General features: G+C 66.9%; 17 protein-coding genes. 3 read left to right on the top strand and 14 right to left on the bottom strand.

Features of this window, described 5'->3' with window-relative positions; genetic code table 11:
* From ltrA to RJ1_RS47470, 3 genes are all read right to left on the bottom strand, one after another.
* On the bottom strand, positions 1–1,049 hold a 1,049-nt coding region (gene ltrA, locus RJ1_RS01480), incomplete at its 3' end, for a group II intron reverse transcriptase/maturase (protein ID WP_255284858.1).
* A gap of 734 nt (positions 1,050–1,783) precedes the next feature.
* Positions 1,784–2,260 carry a DUF6308 family protein gene (locus tag RJ1_RS49210; RefSeq protein ID WP_439958212.1) on the bottom strand — a complete coding sequence of 159 codons (477 nt, stop codon included), beginning with the start codon at positions 2,258–2,260 and terminating at the stop codon, positions 1,784–1,786.
* Between the two features lie 164 nt (positions 2,261–2,424).
* Entirely contained in the window at positions 2,425–2,574 is a 150-nt protein-coding gene (locus RJ1_RS47470; protein WP_240319583.1) for a hypothetical protein, read from the bottom strand.
* 559 nt (positions 2,575–3,133) lie between these two features.
* On the opposite strand from RJ1_RS47470, the gene RJ1_RS47465 reads away from it, so the two are divergent.
* On the top strand, positions 3,134–3,436 hold the full coding sequence (locus tag RJ1_RS47465; RefSeq protein WP_240319582.1) for a hypothetical protein: 303 nt from the start codon (positions 3,134–3,136) through the stop codon (positions 3,434–3,436).
* An 18-nt stretch (positions 3,437–3,454) separates the two neighbouring features.
* Here the strand turns inward: RJ1_RS47465 and RJ1_RS01455 are convergent, their stop codons facing one another.
* From RJ1_RS01455 to RJ1_RS01445, 3 genes are all read right to left on the bottom strand, one after another.
* On the bottom strand, positions 3,455–3,760 hold the full coding sequence (locus tag RJ1_RS01455) for a helix-turn-helix domain-containing protein (protein WP_240319581.1): 306 nt from the start codon (positions 3,758–3,760) through the stop codon (positions 3,455–3,457).
* A gap of 338 nt (positions 3,761–4,098) precedes the next feature.
* A complete protein-coding gene (locus tag RJ1_RS01450) occupies positions 4,099–4,917 on the bottom strand; it encodes an SDR family NAD(P)-dependent oxidoreductase (RefSeq protein WP_073358128.1) in 819 nt (272 codons plus the stop codon).
* An 11-nt stretch (positions 4,918–4,928) separates the two neighbouring features.
* Positions 4,929–5,816 (bottom strand): SDR family NAD(P)-dependent oxidoreductase, encoded by an 888-nt coding sequence (locus RJ1_RS01445; protein ID WP_073358090.1) that lies wholly within the window; start codon positions 5,814–5,816, stop codon positions 4,929–4,931.
* 208 nt (positions 5,817–6,024) lie between these two features.
* Between RJ1_RS01445 and RJ1_RS01440 the strand changes: the two genes are divergently transcribed.
* Positions 6,025–6,939, top strand: a complete 915-nt coding sequence (locus RJ1_RS01440; protein WP_073358089.1) for an NAD-dependent epimerase/dehydratase family protein — start codon at positions 6,025–6,027, stop codon at positions 6,937–6,939.
* A gap of 144 nt (positions 6,940–7,083) precedes the next feature.
* On the opposite strand, the gene RJ1_RS01435 is transcribed toward RJ1_RS01440, so the two are convergent.
* The 4 genes from RJ1_RS01435 to RJ1_RS01425 form a co-directional block, all read right to left on the bottom strand.
* Positions 7,084–7,902 (bottom strand): RAMP superfamily CRISPR-associated protein, encoded by an 819-nt coding sequence (locus RJ1_RS01435; protein ID WP_143048802.1) that lies wholly within the window; start codon positions 7,900–7,902, stop codon positions 7,084–7,086.
* 26 nt (positions 7,903–7,928) lie between these two features.
* On the bottom strand, positions 7,929–8,339 hold the full coding sequence (locus RJ1_RS01430; protein ID WP_378381677.1) for a hypothetical protein: 411 nt from the start codon (positions 8,337–8,339) through the stop codon (positions 7,929–7,931).
* 207 nt (positions 8,340–8,546) lie between these two features.
* The gene (locus RJ1_RS45725; protein ID WP_143048801.1) at positions 8,547–8,729 is read right to left on the bottom strand and encodes a hypothetical protein; all 183 of its coding nucleotides are present in this window, start codon (positions 8,727–8,729) and stop codon (positions 8,547–8,549) included.
* Positions 8,730–8,860: 131 nt separating this feature from the next.
* The gene (locus RJ1_RS01425) at positions 8,861–9,520 is read right to left on the bottom strand and encodes a hypothetical protein (RefSeq protein ID WP_073358087.1); all 660 of its coding nucleotides are present in this window, start codon (positions 9,518–9,520) and stop codon (positions 8,861–8,863) included.
* Positions 9,521–9,579: 59 nt separating this feature from the next.
* Here RJ1_RS01425 and RJ1_RS49205 point away from each other — a divergent pair, with 59 nt between their 5' ends.
* Positions 9,580–10,059, top strand: a complete 480-nt coding sequence (locus tag RJ1_RS49205) for a phosphoadenosine phosphosulfate reductase domain-containing protein (RefSeq protein WP_378381680.1) — start codon at positions 9,580–9,582, stop codon at positions 10,057–10,059.
* A 928-nt stretch (positions 10,060–10,987) separates the two neighbouring features.
* Here RJ1_RS49205 and RJ1_RS01415 read toward each other — a convergent pair.
* The 4 genes from RJ1_RS01415 to RJ1_RS01400 all read right to left on the bottom strand — a co-directional run bounded on the left by RJ1_RS01415 (position 10,988) and on the right by RJ1_RS01400 (position 14,791).
* Entirely contained in the window at positions 10,988–11,389 is a 402-nt protein-coding gene (locus RJ1_RS01415) for a (R)-mandelonitrile lyase (protein ID WP_073358086.1), read from the bottom strand.
* Positions 11,390–11,640: 251 nt separating this feature from the next.
* Positions 11,641–11,949, bottom strand: coding sequence for a hypothetical protein (locus RJ1_RS47460; RefSeq protein ID WP_073358085.1), 309 nt, complete (start codon positions 11,947–11,949; stop codon positions 11,641–11,643).
* Between the two features lie 138 nt (positions 11,950–12,087).
* Positions 12,088–14,070, bottom strand: a complete 1,983-nt coding sequence (locus RJ1_RS01405) for an aconitate hydratase (RefSeq protein ID WP_255284857.1) — start codon at positions 14,068–14,070, stop codon at positions 12,088–12,090.
* Between the two features lie 190 nt (positions 14,071–14,260).
* A complete protein-coding gene (locus RJ1_RS01400; protein WP_061042665.1) occupies positions 14,261–14,791 on the bottom strand; it encodes a flavin reductase family protein in 531 nt (176 codons plus the stop codon).
* Positions 14,792–14,967 lie beyond the last annotated feature (176 nt).

Raw genomic sequence — 14,967 nt, 5'->3', positions numbered from 1 at the left:
ATTAGCGCCACCCGTGTCCACGCGTGGTGGATGATCTTCTCGAAGGCGATCGCGGAGTTGCCGTACCGGAAGTACGCGGCCCAGCCGCGCAGAAACCGGTTCACCTTCGCCACGATCACCTCGACCGGAAGCAGCAACCGCGACCGGCGGGTCAGTTCCCTGACCCGGTCACGCGCGTGCCTCATGGCCCTGTCCGCGGGCCAGCGAGCGAGGAATGTGACCGACTTCTTGCTGTTGCGACGTCCGGTCACCCGAACAAGCCGGTGGTGAAAGCCGAGGAAATCGAACCCGGCCCCACCGACCTCCAGATGCACAATCCGCGTCTTGGCTTCCTTCGGTTCCAAACCGAGCTCAGCCAACACAGTCCTCAACCGCGCCAAGGCGGCCTCGGCCTGTTCACGAGATCTGCACATCACCACCACGTCGTCGGCGAAGCGCACCAGCACCCCGTGCTCTCGCGCATTCCACGCCCGGTCAATCCGGTGCAGATACACGTTGCAGAGCAACGGACTGATCACCCCGCCTTGTGGTGTGCCCGTCACCGGGCGCCGCAGCTGCCCATCCTCCATCACCCCCGCGCGCAGGATCGCGCGCAGCAGTTTGAGGACGGACTGGTCACAGACGCGTTCCTCGATCGCCTGCATCAACTTCTCGTGCGGAATCGCCGAAAAGCAATTGGCGATGTCCGTCTCGACCACCCACCGTCGGCCCCGCCAGGACTCATCGATGAGTACCTGCAGGCCGTCGTGCGCACCACGTTTCGGCCGGAACCCGAACGAGCACGGCAACATGTCCGCCTCGAACACCGGCTCCAGCACGATCTTCATCGCGGCTTGCACGATCCGGTCACGAACCGAGGGAATCGACAACGGCCTCGACTCATCCTCCACACCCGGTTTCGGGATGAACACCCGCCGGGCCGGAAGCGGCCGATACCGTCCCTGCCTCAATTCGTCGGCCAACTCGTCGAGCAGACGGACGACGCCGTACTCCTCGACCTCGACCAGGGTGACCCTGTCGATACCCGGTGCGCCCTCGTTCGCGCGCACCGCAACCCACCCACGCCATAGGACGTCTCTGCGACAGACCTTGTCCCATAGCGCATGAAACCGTCGCCCGGGATCGGCCTTGGCCGCCCGGTACAGCGCATGCTGCAAGGCACGAACCTGATCTGCGGGAGAAGATCCCGCAGCGGCGGAACTAGTCACCTGGACACTCACCGAGCCCCTCCAAAACAGCAATACACATCGACGAAGCAGCGGCCCTTCCCTCACCGGCGGTTATGTTGTCCGCTCGGCTCCAGCAGTACTACGGCCGCCTCCGACGCCCACCCGGCACGCCACCCACTTCCCGGATTACCGGTTATAGGGCACGTTGCTCCGGGGAACACCAATCCGCAGGTTCCCGGGCCGGGGAGGGCCTCTCCAGTTCCCGCCGCCACTATCGATACGTTCCGCACCCCATACGCCGAGGAGTCCTTCGGTGCCTGCATTTCCAGGTCTTGGGCACCTTCCGTGGCCTTCACCCTGATGGAGCGGGCTCGGCACTCCCTCTTTCCCACCCAAGGGCGGGATACCCTAACGACGCCGCAGGTTTCGCTTCATGCTACGGACCGCATCTTCGCTCCCCCTATTACAGGGCTTTCGACACTGGGCTCCGACCCGATCCGTTTCCAGACCGAGCCGCCAGTCTGCTACCGGGCCTCCTGGCAGCTACCCGGACCGGACTTCCACCGGCAAGCGACGACGAGCTTACGAACACGACAAGATCGACTACCTCGAACTCATAGCCACTCCTCTCGTGTTCTGCTGGACGCACCCCAGATCGGGTAGAGCCGGGGGCGTTTGCGGGCGATCAGCTTGGTTGCCTTCGTCTGGCCGATCCCCGGCAGCGCCCACAGGGCCGTTTCCAGGTCCCAGGCGGGCCATCCCGGGGTCAGCGGTTCCGGTTCGTCGAAACCAGGTCCCGGTCCGGGCCTATCGCCGCCAGAAGGGCGTTCAGCGCCCCCGCCTCGGTGTGCAGGATCGCCCGCGCCGCCTTCGGTGGGACCTGTACCGACAGGAACACCCGCCGCGACCAGGTCGTCCGCGGTGAACCGGTCCGCCTCCCCGGCCCGGTCGCCGGTGCTGGACCAGGAGTCGAAGTGCGCGCCGACGTAGGCGTCGTCGCCCAGGTACGGGCGGCCGTAGTACTTCGTCAGTGCCGCGATCGCCGCGGCGTCCGAGTCGGTCGCGAGGGTGGTCGGCAGCCGCAATGTCATACCCCGCACCCTCTCACCCCCAGGTGCCGGCGACCGGGAACCGAGCCGAGGTGGTCGCTACGCGCCGGGCCCGGAATCAGGGGCGGTGTCGGCCGCCGGCGGTTTCCGGCAGAAGCGTGCGGGCCTTCTCCGCCAGGTCCGGCAGGCCGAGCGCGTCGAGCCAATCACCGTAGGCCCGCGCCGGCGGTCCGGGCGAGTTCCTCGTCCACCAGCACCACCGGGCTGGTGGGGTATGCGACGCGGGCCACGAACCGGGCGATCTCGTCGGCGGTCAGGATCTTCCCGAGCGGCGGCGTGGTTGCTGCATCGGTCATGGCGTCTCCCCCATTGTCTGAGCTGATTGGACGTTGTGTGGACAGTATCGCGTTGTGGGCGTGGCCCTTCGGCCGTCACAGGGACGTGCCCTCTGCCCAGTTCGGTGATAGGAATGCGCGGTGATCGATGCGCGCAAAGGATGGCCTGAAGGCGAGTGCACCACCACTGGCTTCTTCGACGGCATGGACCGCTGGAGGACTGCGAACCCGCCGCCCGGCCCCCGGATTCGTGCCGCGGCGCGTCTGCAGCTTGGCCACTTCAGGCGCCCGCACCAGGCTCGCTGGTGGGAGGCTCTGGCACTGACGATGCTCCTCGCCGTAATCGCGGCGGCACTGGCCATCGGCGCGCTCGATGACGTCCTGATGGTGTTGCTCGTGGCGATCGCACTCATGCTGGTCGGGATATTCGTGTACGCCGTCTACGGTCTGGCACTGGCGACTCGATCCCGCGCCTACCCCGTCACCCGGTGGCGGCACCGGTTTCGGGTGATGTGGCTGACGAACCCCCGCCAGCACGGTCGGGGCGGCGCTCACCGTCTACGTCCGCCGGGGCGGCGCGGTGACCTTCCACAACCACTTCCGATGGCCCGCAATCACACCCCAGCGGCCGCCGGTCGCGCGCCGGCTACGGCTCGAGCTACTGACCATTGCCGCCGAGGCCGGCCAAGTCGTCATCACGTTCACGACAGATGAACGCATCGCCACCACGTACAGCAGGGACGGGTGGCGGGCACCCACCGACGCCGAACGTCACGAGTACACGATCCCGACAACGACGAATCGATGGGATCTGCTGTTCGATCCTCGCGACGAAGAATGCGCAGCCACCCTCACGGCTTCACGAGCCGAACTCGCTTCCTGAGACCGCGGCTGTCGGTGGCTATACGCCGCGGTGGGCGCGTGCGCCCTCGACCACGGACCGCTGGAGCACCCAGGTACCGCCCACACGGGTGGCCGGCAGCACCTTGCCCTTGATGGCCTTCAGCACGCCCTGACGGGTCATGCCGAGGCCGTCGGCAGCCTCCTGCACCGACACCAGCGGCGGGAGGGCCATCGCGTCGGTGAGGCGGTCGAAATCGGCGGTGGTGAGCACTCGCAGCGACCGCAACGGCCACGGGTAGGTCTCCAGGACCGCCAGGGCCGTCGAGGTGGCCTGCCGCACCGATTCGGCGGGGATGGTGAACACGACCTCGGCGTGGCCGAGTTCCGAGCGCGCGGCCGCGCCGCGGTACTCGGCGATCGGGCCGAGCAGTGCCTCGGCGTTCTCCTCCCCGAACTCAGGATGTAGTCGGGGCCGAGAACCCCCGGGACTGAAGCGAGGATCGGAAGTGGTCAGCTTCCGCCCATTGGAGGGAAGCCGAGCGAGTGTGGACGCGGGGTTACGAGATGTAGGTCGCCTGGAACAAGCTCTTCCGTGTGGTGGCGGATACCGGAACTCGGGACTGCGGGAGTATCACGACGTGTGGCGGCGGGCTTGGCGAGCACGGCACTGCCACGCAGTGTTGTCGGTCTCTCCGTTTCCGGTCAGGGATTTCGGGGGCGGTTTGTCCAGCCGCCCGAGCTGCGCGGCACCCAGCCCCCGGCACCGTGCGTACCACCGTCGACGTGAACCGTGCTGCCAGTGACGAACCGGGACAGGTCGGACGCCAGGAACAGCGCGGCGCCCGCGACGTCCTCGGGTCGACCGGGGCCGCCGAGCGGCGACCACATCGGCCACAGCGCGCGGTCCTGCTCGGGCACCAAGTCTTCGTAGGGAACCTGTACCGATTCGATCAGGTCCGGGGCGACCGCGTTGACCCGGATCCCCGCCGGGCCCACCTCGGCCGCGAGCGAGCGGGTGAACTGCATCAGCGCCGCCTTGTACGCGGAGTACACCGTGTGCCCCGGAATTGCTCGGTGCGCCTCGACGGTGGTGAGGTTCACCACCGCCCCGCGGCCGCGCTCGGTCATCCCCGGGAGTAGTGCGTGTGTCAGGCGCAGCGCATGGGCGAGGTTCACCTCATGCAGCCCCGCCCACTGCTCGGCGGTGTCGGCGGTGAACTGTTGGGGCGCGCGTAGGAAGTGTCCGACGTTGTTGACCAGGATGTCCGGTCGGTGCTCGACCAGTGCCCGGTCCACCTGCGGAGCGCAGACGTCGGCCACGATCGCGTCCAGTCGCCCGCCCGCGGCACCGTCGAAGTCGACATCCCCGATGTGGTGGATGTCGGCCACGAGGACGTGCGCGCCGTGGGCCGCGAAGCTGCGCGCGATCGCGGCGCCGATACCGGCCGAACCGCCGGTGACGACGGCACGCCGGCCGCGCAGCAGTGCCCCTGGTGTGAAAGCGAGGGTCGTGTTTGTCATCTCATAGGCCATCACCGCTGCGCCCGGGCGTGCTCGGGGAGCCGACCGGCGAGAATCGCGTCGACCACCTCGTCACCGAGTTCCTGTCGCAGCCGCGGCTGCACGTCCGGGGCACGCCTCAAATGTGCGCCGCCGTCGACGGTGATCGCCGTGCCGGTCGCCCACGCCGATTCCGGCCCCGCGAGAAACCGGATCGCCCCGGAGATGTCCGTGGGAACCCCGAGCCGGCGGAGCGGTGTCTGGTCGAGGAACGCAGATGAGCGATCACCAGCAAAGCTGGCGGCGACCTTCGGGTTGTCGGGTGAGTTCACCAATCCGGGGCGGATGCAGTTGATCCGGATACCCAGGTGCCCGAGTTCGTCTGCGGCCGTGCGGACCAGCGCCTCGAGGCCAGCCTTGCCCGCACAGTACCCGCTCATGTACGGGAAGGACTGGGCGGCGATCACCGAGGAGGTGAAGACCATCGATCCGCCACCGGCGAGCGTCATTGCGGGGACGCAGGCCTTGATGGCCACGAAGGCGCTGGTGATGTTAACCCGCAGCTCGTTTGTGAAGTCTTCGGCGTTGTTGAGCAGTAATGGCGTCGTGCTACCGCGTCCGACGGTGCTCACGCAGATGTCGAGGCCATCGTCGCCACTCGTCCGCGCGACGGCCGCCAGCACGTCCTCTTCGAGCAGGGAGTCGCCCGCGATGTAGTCCACCGCGGTCCCATCGGGTGCCGTCGCGGCCAGCTCGGCAGCGAATGCCGAGATCCGTTTCTCGTCCCGGCTCATGATCGTCACCGAGGCCCCGTCGGCGAGTAGGGCGCGGGCGCCGGCGCCGCCGATACCTCCGGCGCCACCGATGATCAAAGCGTTCTTCCCGTGCAGGGGCAAGGTTTGCTTCGGAGTCTGCGTCATGTGGCCGACGCTAAACCGCGGGCCACGCACGGCGACTCGCCGATGACCGCTGAGCGGGATCTCAGAATAGAAACACCTTGGTAGACGGTTAGATTCGGGGCCGTGCACCCGACGATGCGCGTCGAGCTCCACGACACCTCACACGCATCCCGACCGCCCACTCGGGCTCAGCCAGCGACCGGACACGGCGCAAGAAAGGCGAACACCAATGAAGATCCTGATCGTCGGCGGCACCGGCATGATCGGCGCGTACACCGCACTGCACCTGCGTGAACAGGGAAACGACGTCACCGTGGCAGCGCGAAATGCGCTCGGCGACGAGTCCCCGGTCCGAGACTTCCCGATCCTGCTCGGCGACTATACCGAGCTGACCTTCACCGTCGAGCAGTTGTCCCCCTTCGACGCCATCGTCTTCGCCGCCGGCCAAGACGTCCGCCACATGGGCCGAGACGTCGACCAGGCGACGTTCTGGGAGAAGACGCAGATCTCCGGCATTCCCCGCTTCGCCGCGCTCGCCAAGCACGCCGGTGTGCCGCGATTCGTCCAGGTGGGCAGCTACTACCACCACCTGCGTCCCGACCTCGCCGACACCGTCCCCTACATTGCGGCTCGGCGGGCCGCCGACGAGGGCGCGCGGGCACTCGCCGACGAGTCGTTCAACGTCTCCACCCTCAATCCACCATCGATCCTCGGCGCCATCTCCGGCGTGTCCGCACGTCGGTATCGGCGGATGATCGCGTGGGCAGCCGGTGAGATGCCCGATATCCCGGACTTCGCGCCGCCCGGAGGATCGAATTACATGTCGGCCACTTCCCTTGCGCAGGCGATCTGGGGCGCACTTCAGCACGCCGAAGCCGGCAAGGCGTACCTCGTCGGCGACGAGAATCTGACCTTCCGCGAATACTTCCAGATGCTCGTCGCCGCCACCGGCGGCACACGCAGCATCGGCGAACGAGACCAGGAGCACCCCCTGCTGCCCGACGCGATGATCGTCCAGGGTCGGGGCAACACCATGCACTACGAGCCCGACGCGACCGAGACCGCGCTACTCGGCTACACACGAGGAGATTGCACACGAGCGATCGCGCAGATCGTACACACTGCCCGTCTGACCACCGCATGAAAATGCAAGGGGTCCCACTAGAATCACAACCCCCGACGTCACCACAGCGGCCACCGGTGATCCGCCACGGCACCCCGTGTGCGACTCCCCGGGCCATCCTTGCGCGGATCACCAGTGGCACCATCCCCTAGCATGTTTCGAGGGTCATGCGGGGAGTGAAAGCAGCATTTGAAGGGCCTCCTCGCGCCGTGCGGCGACGATCTCCCGCCAATCGATCACCGGGGCCCCACCGGCGGGTGCGGTGAGTGTGGTGGCGATCTGGCCGTGCCCGATCCCCGTGCGCCCACCGAGCCATCCGATACGGGTGAACTCGGCCAGGACATCGGCGGCGAACGCGTGGTCGAGATCGGAGCCCCGGTTCAGTTGCACCCACGACTCGAACCGCTTCCCGGGGCGCAGGTTTCGATGTCGTACCGCATCACCGGCGATCCCGACCCACCCGTCCCGACATCGGGGTCGACGGTGGTGCCGGCGTGGCCGGCGGTCAGTCGTCGAGGTGTGAGTACGACTCGAGGGCTTCGATGTCGAACCGGGACGGTATCGGGCCCTCGTAGGTGCGGCGCAGGATCGGGGTGGCTTCGGTGACGATCGGCACCACATGCCCGACGCGCAGGCACCCGTCGATCGGGGCCGCCCGATGGCGCCGCCGAACACGCTCAGCTGCGGGATCAGCTCCCGGAGTTGGTGCAGGCGGCGGCCAGTGATCGGTTCCGCCTGCGTTTTCACGATCGCGCCGCCGTTGCGCAGCGTGTGCGCGACCGCCAGCGGCAACTTGCCCTCGTAGCCCAGGACATCGCGCAGCAGCTCCTCGCCGATCCGGCGCAGCACGCCGCGGAAGGAGTTGCCGGAAATCACCGGGACCAGCTCCACCGACCCGTCCGGCTGCAGGATTTTCATGCGCCGGCCGATCGCGGTGGTGCCGATCAGCTCCCCGCGGTGCGAGATCGGCGACCGGGCGGTCATCTCAATCTCCCACACCCGCGACACGGTCACGACGCCAACCCGTGCTCGGTGCGGGCGGCGCGGACCGCGTCGGCCACGATCCGGGTCCGCAGCGTCAGCGCGGAGGTCTGATCGCGCATGACCCGCAGCACCGGCCGCGCCTCGCTCGTGAGCAGGATCGCCAGCTCGCCGCGTTGCTCGTCGGTGCGCGGGGCCGACCCCAGCCTGGCCGCCGAGGTGGTCCACCACTGGTGCAGGTTGATGCTGTTGTAGGTGGCCAACCGGATCCGGGTGGGCAGCAGGTTGTCCCAGTAGTCGCCGCGGCGACCAGCCACCCAGTTGCGCTCCGACCAGTCAATTCCGTAGTGCAGCAACAGCACCAACCGTTCCGCCACCTGCGCGGCCGGGTCGGTCAGCGCCGGAAGTTGTGGAACCGCGGCCAGCCAGCGGTCGGTCACTGAAAGTTCGTTCTCCCCCGACATATTCATCACCGCAGATCCTAGAGAACTCGCGGTGTTTTCTCGAGTCCACCGGGCGCCGGTGGCCGGGGCTGTGGTCGTCGCCCCGGCCACCGCGACAGTGTGACTTGTGCGAGGTCGGCGGGAGATGTCCTTACTGCATCCAGATGAAGGCGGTCAGGAGGAGCGTGTGCACCCCGACACCGATCAGGAACACCAAGTACTGGTCCAGTACGCCCCTCGGACCGTGTTCTCGCTGATACTGCGTCGCGCTGCTGAGCCGACGGGGAGCGCCTGGTAGCGGGCGAGTGCGCGGCGGCACCGGTGTTCCTGAACGCGGAGGCCGAACGCAGCGGCGCCGAGGGCGGTGGACAGGACGAGTTCGATCATGGGGAACTCCTCTGGGACGGGGTGATGCCGGGTTGCATCGCCCATACCTCAGCGGAGGGGTTCTCCACTCCTGGCCCGGACAGTCGCGTTTGACGCTCTGAGCTGCCGAAACAGGCCGTAGGGGTGGTGATTTATGCCTGTCGGGTGGCGCGCAGGCCGACCTCCCACCACGGGTCCGCACGGCGCCATGGGGTCAGTCGGGTCCAGTCGTCTAAAACCTGTGGCCACTCGTCGGCGGGGAGGCGGCGCAGTACCGCGTAGGGCGGGGCGTCGTCACCGAGCATGGTCTCGGTGAACCCGTGGCCGCGGAGCCGGCGCATCACCTCGAGGCGGGCGACGTCGTCGGCCTGCCACTTCAGGTGGGCGTCGTCGACCGTGACCATGCCCCAGCGTGCGTCCGGGAGCAGGTGCTTGCGGCCGGGCCGCAGCGGCACGATCACCGCCGTGTCCGGGTCAATCGTGGTGGAGAGGACCTGGTGTAGCAGTGTAGGGTCCGCCGAGCGCAGGGTCGGGGGCTTCTGGGTGACGATGTGAGTCTCGGTGCGCAGCGCCCGGTGCCGGTAGACCCACACGCACACTTCGCACAGGCGGCGGCCGGCCAGGTTCGTCCACGACTCGTACCCGGTGAACCGCCGTGATACGACCTGCCCGACCGGACTCATCACCGCGGTGATCTGGCCGCAGCGCGCGCACCCAGCCGCCCGGGTATCGGGTGCGCCGGCCACCTCCGGGGTCCCGACCGCGGCGGTGTACGCAGCCCACACCACATCGACGGGGGCGGCAATGGTCATGGGCGGCACCGTAACCTGCCCACTGTGGTGAACGCACCGGACCCCGGCCTGGACCGAACATGCTGCGCGGCCTGCGGGCGCCGTCGGCGAAGGCCGGCCCGAGCGCGGTCGCCGACATCGCGACCCGGATCGAGGCGCACCTCGCCGCCCATGACGGGTACGTCGCGTTCTCCGGCGGCAAGGACTCCCTCGTCGTCCTCGACCTCGCCTGCCGCGTCGAACCGGAGGTGCCGGTGGTGTTCTTAGACTCCGGCCTCGACTACCCCGAAACCTACGACTACCTCACCGAACTCGCCCACACCTGGATACTGAACCTGCACCGCATCCCCACCGACCCACCGCTACTGCAGGTGCTCGCCGACTCCGGCCACTGGGACCACTGCGCCCCTGGCGGCACGGCCATCGATTTGCACGCAGTGCTAGCCACGAACACGCCACCAACCCCCGGCGAGAGACGTGGCCCCGGTGAATTTCCGAACCCGCTCGACGAGCTCACACACTGCTCGGGCCCGCGAGCTGTGGGGTGTGCGGGCCGATGAATCCGCCGCCCGTCGGCATCTCTACACCCGCGGGCCGCATGGACGGCATCATCTCCCGCGCCGACGGGACGATTGCGTGCGGGCTGATCTGGAACTGGACCACCGATGACGTGTGGGCGCACGCCGCCCGGCATCAGCTGCCCGTGAACCCCGTCTACGTCAAACTTCGTGAGCTGGGTGTTCCCGAGCAGCAGCACCGCCTCTCCCACCTCATCGACGCGCGGCCGTCTGACCTGGCTACGCCGCGGATGAGGTCGCGCCGGTGGATACGGGCGAACGGTTCGCGGCTGCGGGCGGCACACGTGGAGATGTACCGCCTCAGAGCCGAATCGATTCGCATCAGTTGCTCAGCAGTCGCCCTGTGTTGCCAGGGCGATATTCGGAGACGGAGTCCGGCCACGACGACGCGACCTCCTGCGCGAGTCGAGACCACCCCATGTAGGAGCGAGCAAGTGACAGCCTGACCATGGCGTCGTTCAATACCCTGCTCCCTACCCGCGGCATGACGACCCGAAGTACCGCGAGAATTGCATAAACAACGAGCACTGGCATTTTGATTCCTAGTTTCATATATATCGTTTCGACCGAGGTCGTGAGCTAGCACGCCGGCGTCTATTCCTATCGCCGTGCGGTTCGATGCCGCTCATCGTGGCCAAGGTGTTCCGGCGCGCTACGGTCTGCCGCATGCGCAGACCTGGGCGTATGGAGGCTCGATGGCCCATGTTGATTTGCAGCGCGGTCGGTACGGTTTCGCAATCGATGGTCGACGGCAAGGCGCAACTATCGCCGCCGACCATCTGGCGCATCGTCTTGCGCAGGTGCACGCCGACCATTCCGTCCACGACTTTTCGCGTCGAGTCGGATCACCCGTAGACGCCATTCTGTCACCTCGACCGGTCGGTCAGGGCCGGACGAGAACTTCCAACGCCTACGCCCGGTACTCGACGTCGGAAACCTGCTCGCCCCAGGTGGTCTCGGGAACGTCCTGGTCTTCGGAGAGGTTTTCCCACATAGCCAGATGGGTCATGAAGTGGTTAGGAGCGGCTCCATGCCAGTGCCATTCGCCCGGCGGTGTGTAGATGGTGTCGCCGGGACGCATCTCGATGACGTCACCGCCGCGTGATTGGACCAGGCCGACACCCTCGGTTACGTGCAGGGTCTGACCGCTGGCGTGGCAGTGCCAGGCCGTGCGAGCGCAGGGGGCGAAGTGGACCGAATTCACGCGCAGTCGCGAGGGGCTTTCGCCCTTGGCGATGACGTCGAAGTAGACGTCGCCGGAAAACATGTCAGTCGGCCCCTTGATCGACGGATGCTTCGGAATGATGTTCATAGCAGTGTCCTTTCGGGTCTCAAGACGAGATTCGGATATTCGCGGCTCGTGGGAGGGCGGTGTCGCGAATCTGTGGCAAACGCGGTGATGGCGATCGATGTTAGGGACTCGACCTTGGTGACGTCGGCCCGTAGTCAGTCAGCAGCCGACCTGGGAAGGGCCGGCGACGATGGTCCCGAGCTCGGGAACTCGTCATCCGTCGAGGGGGCCGTTCATAGGCGGCGTGTCGTTGGCTGGGACCTGTTGGTCCGTCAGCCGCCTGGGCCTCCGGCTCGGCGGGGGTGGGGGTATGCGCTCGCTAAAAGGCGTATCTCGTCTTGGACACAGTTCGATTCAGGGATGACCTGCCATAGTCGCTCGATGAACCGGCGCATTGTCATTCCGAAGTGCACAAGGATTTCCTCCTCGGTGGCGCCCCCGAATGGCGCCCACATGCTGGCGAACTCAATGAGGAACTCCGCCTCGGTGTCAGGATGGTGGTGTTTGCGGTTGGCGTCGATCCAAGCGGCGCGACGCCTCTGACGCCACTGGCGATACTGGCGATACTCACGAGAGTTCATGGGAATTCACAGATCTAATAATCGGGGGGCTTTGGAAGTTTGGGGAACCTCGCCGTAGCGAGGGAAATCGCAGAGTGCCAGTCGCTGTGGGTGGGTTTCCTTCTGGATAAAGTTGGGTGCTGTGGGCGACGAGTGTGGTCAGGCGGGGACGGGTTCGAGTAGGTGTGCTCGCCCGCCCTCGCGGATGTGGGCGAGCAGGCCACCGGCGGCGAGGACGGTGCGTTCTCCTGCGGTGAGGTCGATCGTCAACGTGATCGGCTCGACATGGTCGGAGACCTCGACAGTGATGGTCTCGTTGCCGTCGAGCAGCGCCTGACGCAGGCCGATGATGCTCCAGTGCTGGCCGACGTCGAAGGCCGGTGCATCGGTCGGCAGGACGAGGGGTGCGATGCCGGCGGCGATGAGGTTGCGTCGGTGGATGCGGGCGTAGCTTTTCGCGGCGATGACCCGCACGCCGAGGTAGACCGGGATCAGGGCGGCGTGTTCGCGGGAGGATCCTTGGCCGTAGTTGTCGCCGGCCACGATCACTCCACCACCCCACTCCCGGGCCCGGTCGTGGAAGTTCGGGTCGTGGCGGGTGAACATGAACTTCGCGCAGAGGGCGATGTTGGACCACACCGACATCGCGATCGCGCCGTCCGGGGCCATGTCGCCGGTGGAGATGTCGTCCCCGACATTGATCAGGACCCGGGCCTGCAGATTGTCCGAGACCGGTTCGGGCAGCGGCGGAGAGACCAGGTTGGGCCCTCGTTCGACGACGATGCCGGCGCGGACGTCGTCGGGAAGCCGGTCGGTGATCATCAGGTCGTGCATGCCGGTGTCGGGTGCCTGGGCGGGCCGGATCTCGATCGCCGGCCGGTCCGACGGGTCGGTGATGCGCCCGGTCAACGCGGACGCGGCCGCGGTGGACGGGCTGCACAAATAGACCTGGTCCTCGGCGGTGCCGCTGCGGCCGGGGAAGTTGCGGTTGAACGTCCGCAGCGACGCGGCCCCCTGCAACGGCGCCTGTCCGATGCCGACACACGGCCCACAAACGGGTTCGAGCATCCGCGCCCCGGCTTGCATCAGATCCTGGTAGACCCCGGATTCGACGATGGTGCGCAGGATCTGCCGCGATCCCGGGGTGACCGTCATCGCGACCCGCGGATGCACGGTGTGCCCGCGCAGCGCCGCGGCGACGGTGGCGAGGTCGTCGTAGGAGCTGTTGACCGAGGAACCGACGCAGATCTGCGAGATCGGGGTGTCGGGGAGTTCGGCGACGGGCAGCACGTTGCCCGGTGAATGGGGGACCGCGACGAGGGGGACCAGTTCGGAGAGGTCGATTTCGATGGTTTCGTCGTAGGTGGCGTCGTCGTCGGCAGTCAGTGGTTCGAAGTCCTCTTCGCGGCCCTGTTGAGTCAACCATTGCCGGGTCTGCTCGTCGGAGGGGAACACCGCGGTGGTGGCACCGGTCTCGATGATCATGTTCGCGATGGTCGCCCGGCCGGAGGTCGACAATTGGGCCAGCGCCGGGCCGTAGAACTCGAACACCGCGCCGCGGCCGCCGCGGACCCCGTAGCGGCGCAAAATTTCCAGAACGATGTCCTTCGGCTCGACGGCGTTACGGAGTCGGCCGACCAGTTCGACGCCGATCACCCGCGGGCAGGGGAAATCGAACCCGTAACCGCCCATCGCGACGGCGACCTCGAGCCCGCCGGCGCCGGTGGCGAACATCCCGACCGCCCCGGCGGTGGAGGTGTGCGAGTCCGCGCCGAGCACCAATTCGCCCGGCTTGGTGAACCGCTCCAGGTGAATGTAGTGCGAGATCCCGTGTCCGGCCGGGGAGTATCGCAGCCCGAACTTGTCGCAGAAGGTGCGCAGATAGCGGTGATCCTGCATGTTCTTGTCGTCGATCTGCAGCACGTTGTGATCGACATACATCACCGCCAGCGGCACCTGGACCGTGTCGATGCCGAGTTCTTCGAACTGCATCGCTGCCATGGTGCCGGTGGCGTCCTCGATGAGGATTTGATCGGGGCGCACGGTGATGTCGGTGCCGGGAGTGAGCTCGCCGGCGATCAGGTGTCGGCGCAGGATCTTGTAGGTCAGGGTGTCGGCCATGTTCCTTGGGTTGGCCTTCATCTTTGAGGATTCCTTTCCTCAGTGCAGTGTAGGAGTGCAAGAAGCCGGGAGGCGGGATGGCCGCCTGGAATGGTCGATCCCGGCCACCGGCATTTGGGGCTTCGGCGGCGGGTGAGTGTCCGCCGGGGCAGCGGAGATCCGACGATGGCCAGGATCCGCAGACCATCCTCGGCGTGCGCATCGGCAAGCGTCATACGTGGTCCTTCAGGAGAGGACGTACCGCGGCGTCCCGGTCGGACCAGGACTCCGCGGTATGTGCGTACCTACCGCGGTGGAACAGCAAGGGGCGGCTGTCCGGCCTTGAGGCGAGACCCTCAACCGCTCCGACGACGATCAGATGGTCACCGCCGTGATGAACGGCGTTGACCCGGCAGTCGATCCAAGCGCAGGCGCCATCGAGGATCGGTTGGCCCATGGGGGACGGCTCCCACGTCACACCGGCGAACTTGTCGGTCCCTGACTTGGCGAACTTAGCGCTCACCTGTTCCTGGTGATCAGCGAGGATGTTCACGCAGAACTTTCCTGCCCCACCGATCTTGGGCCAGCTCGTGGACGTCTTGCTGGGAAGCACCAGGATCATGGGAGGGTCGAGCGACAGCGAGGAGAACGCCTGGCAGGTGAACCCGGCCGGACCGTCGTCGGTAATGCCGGTGATGATCGTGAGTCCGGAGGCGAAGTGTCCCAGCACCTCACGGAACGACTCAGCTTGGTTCGTGCTCATCCTGTACTCCTTGTTGTTCAGACATCATTGTCGAACCATGTCGACGTGAGGGATGTGGCGGACATTCCTCAACCATGGGCTCAACGGGCGATCGAGGTGGCGCCCCAGTCAGCTCTGCTCGGCCGTCCTGTAGCGGACGTTGTGCGGGGTTCTCTACGGTCGGCCCGAGTAGTCCG

It is taken from the genome of Rhodococcus jostii NBRC 16295 (assembly GCF_001894825.1).
Classification (GTDB): Bacteria; Actinomycetota; Actinomycetes; order Mycobacteriales; family Mycobacteriaceae; genus Rhodococcus_F; species Rhodococcus_F jostii.
This window is presented reverse-complemented; position numbering and strand designations above follow the sequence as displayed.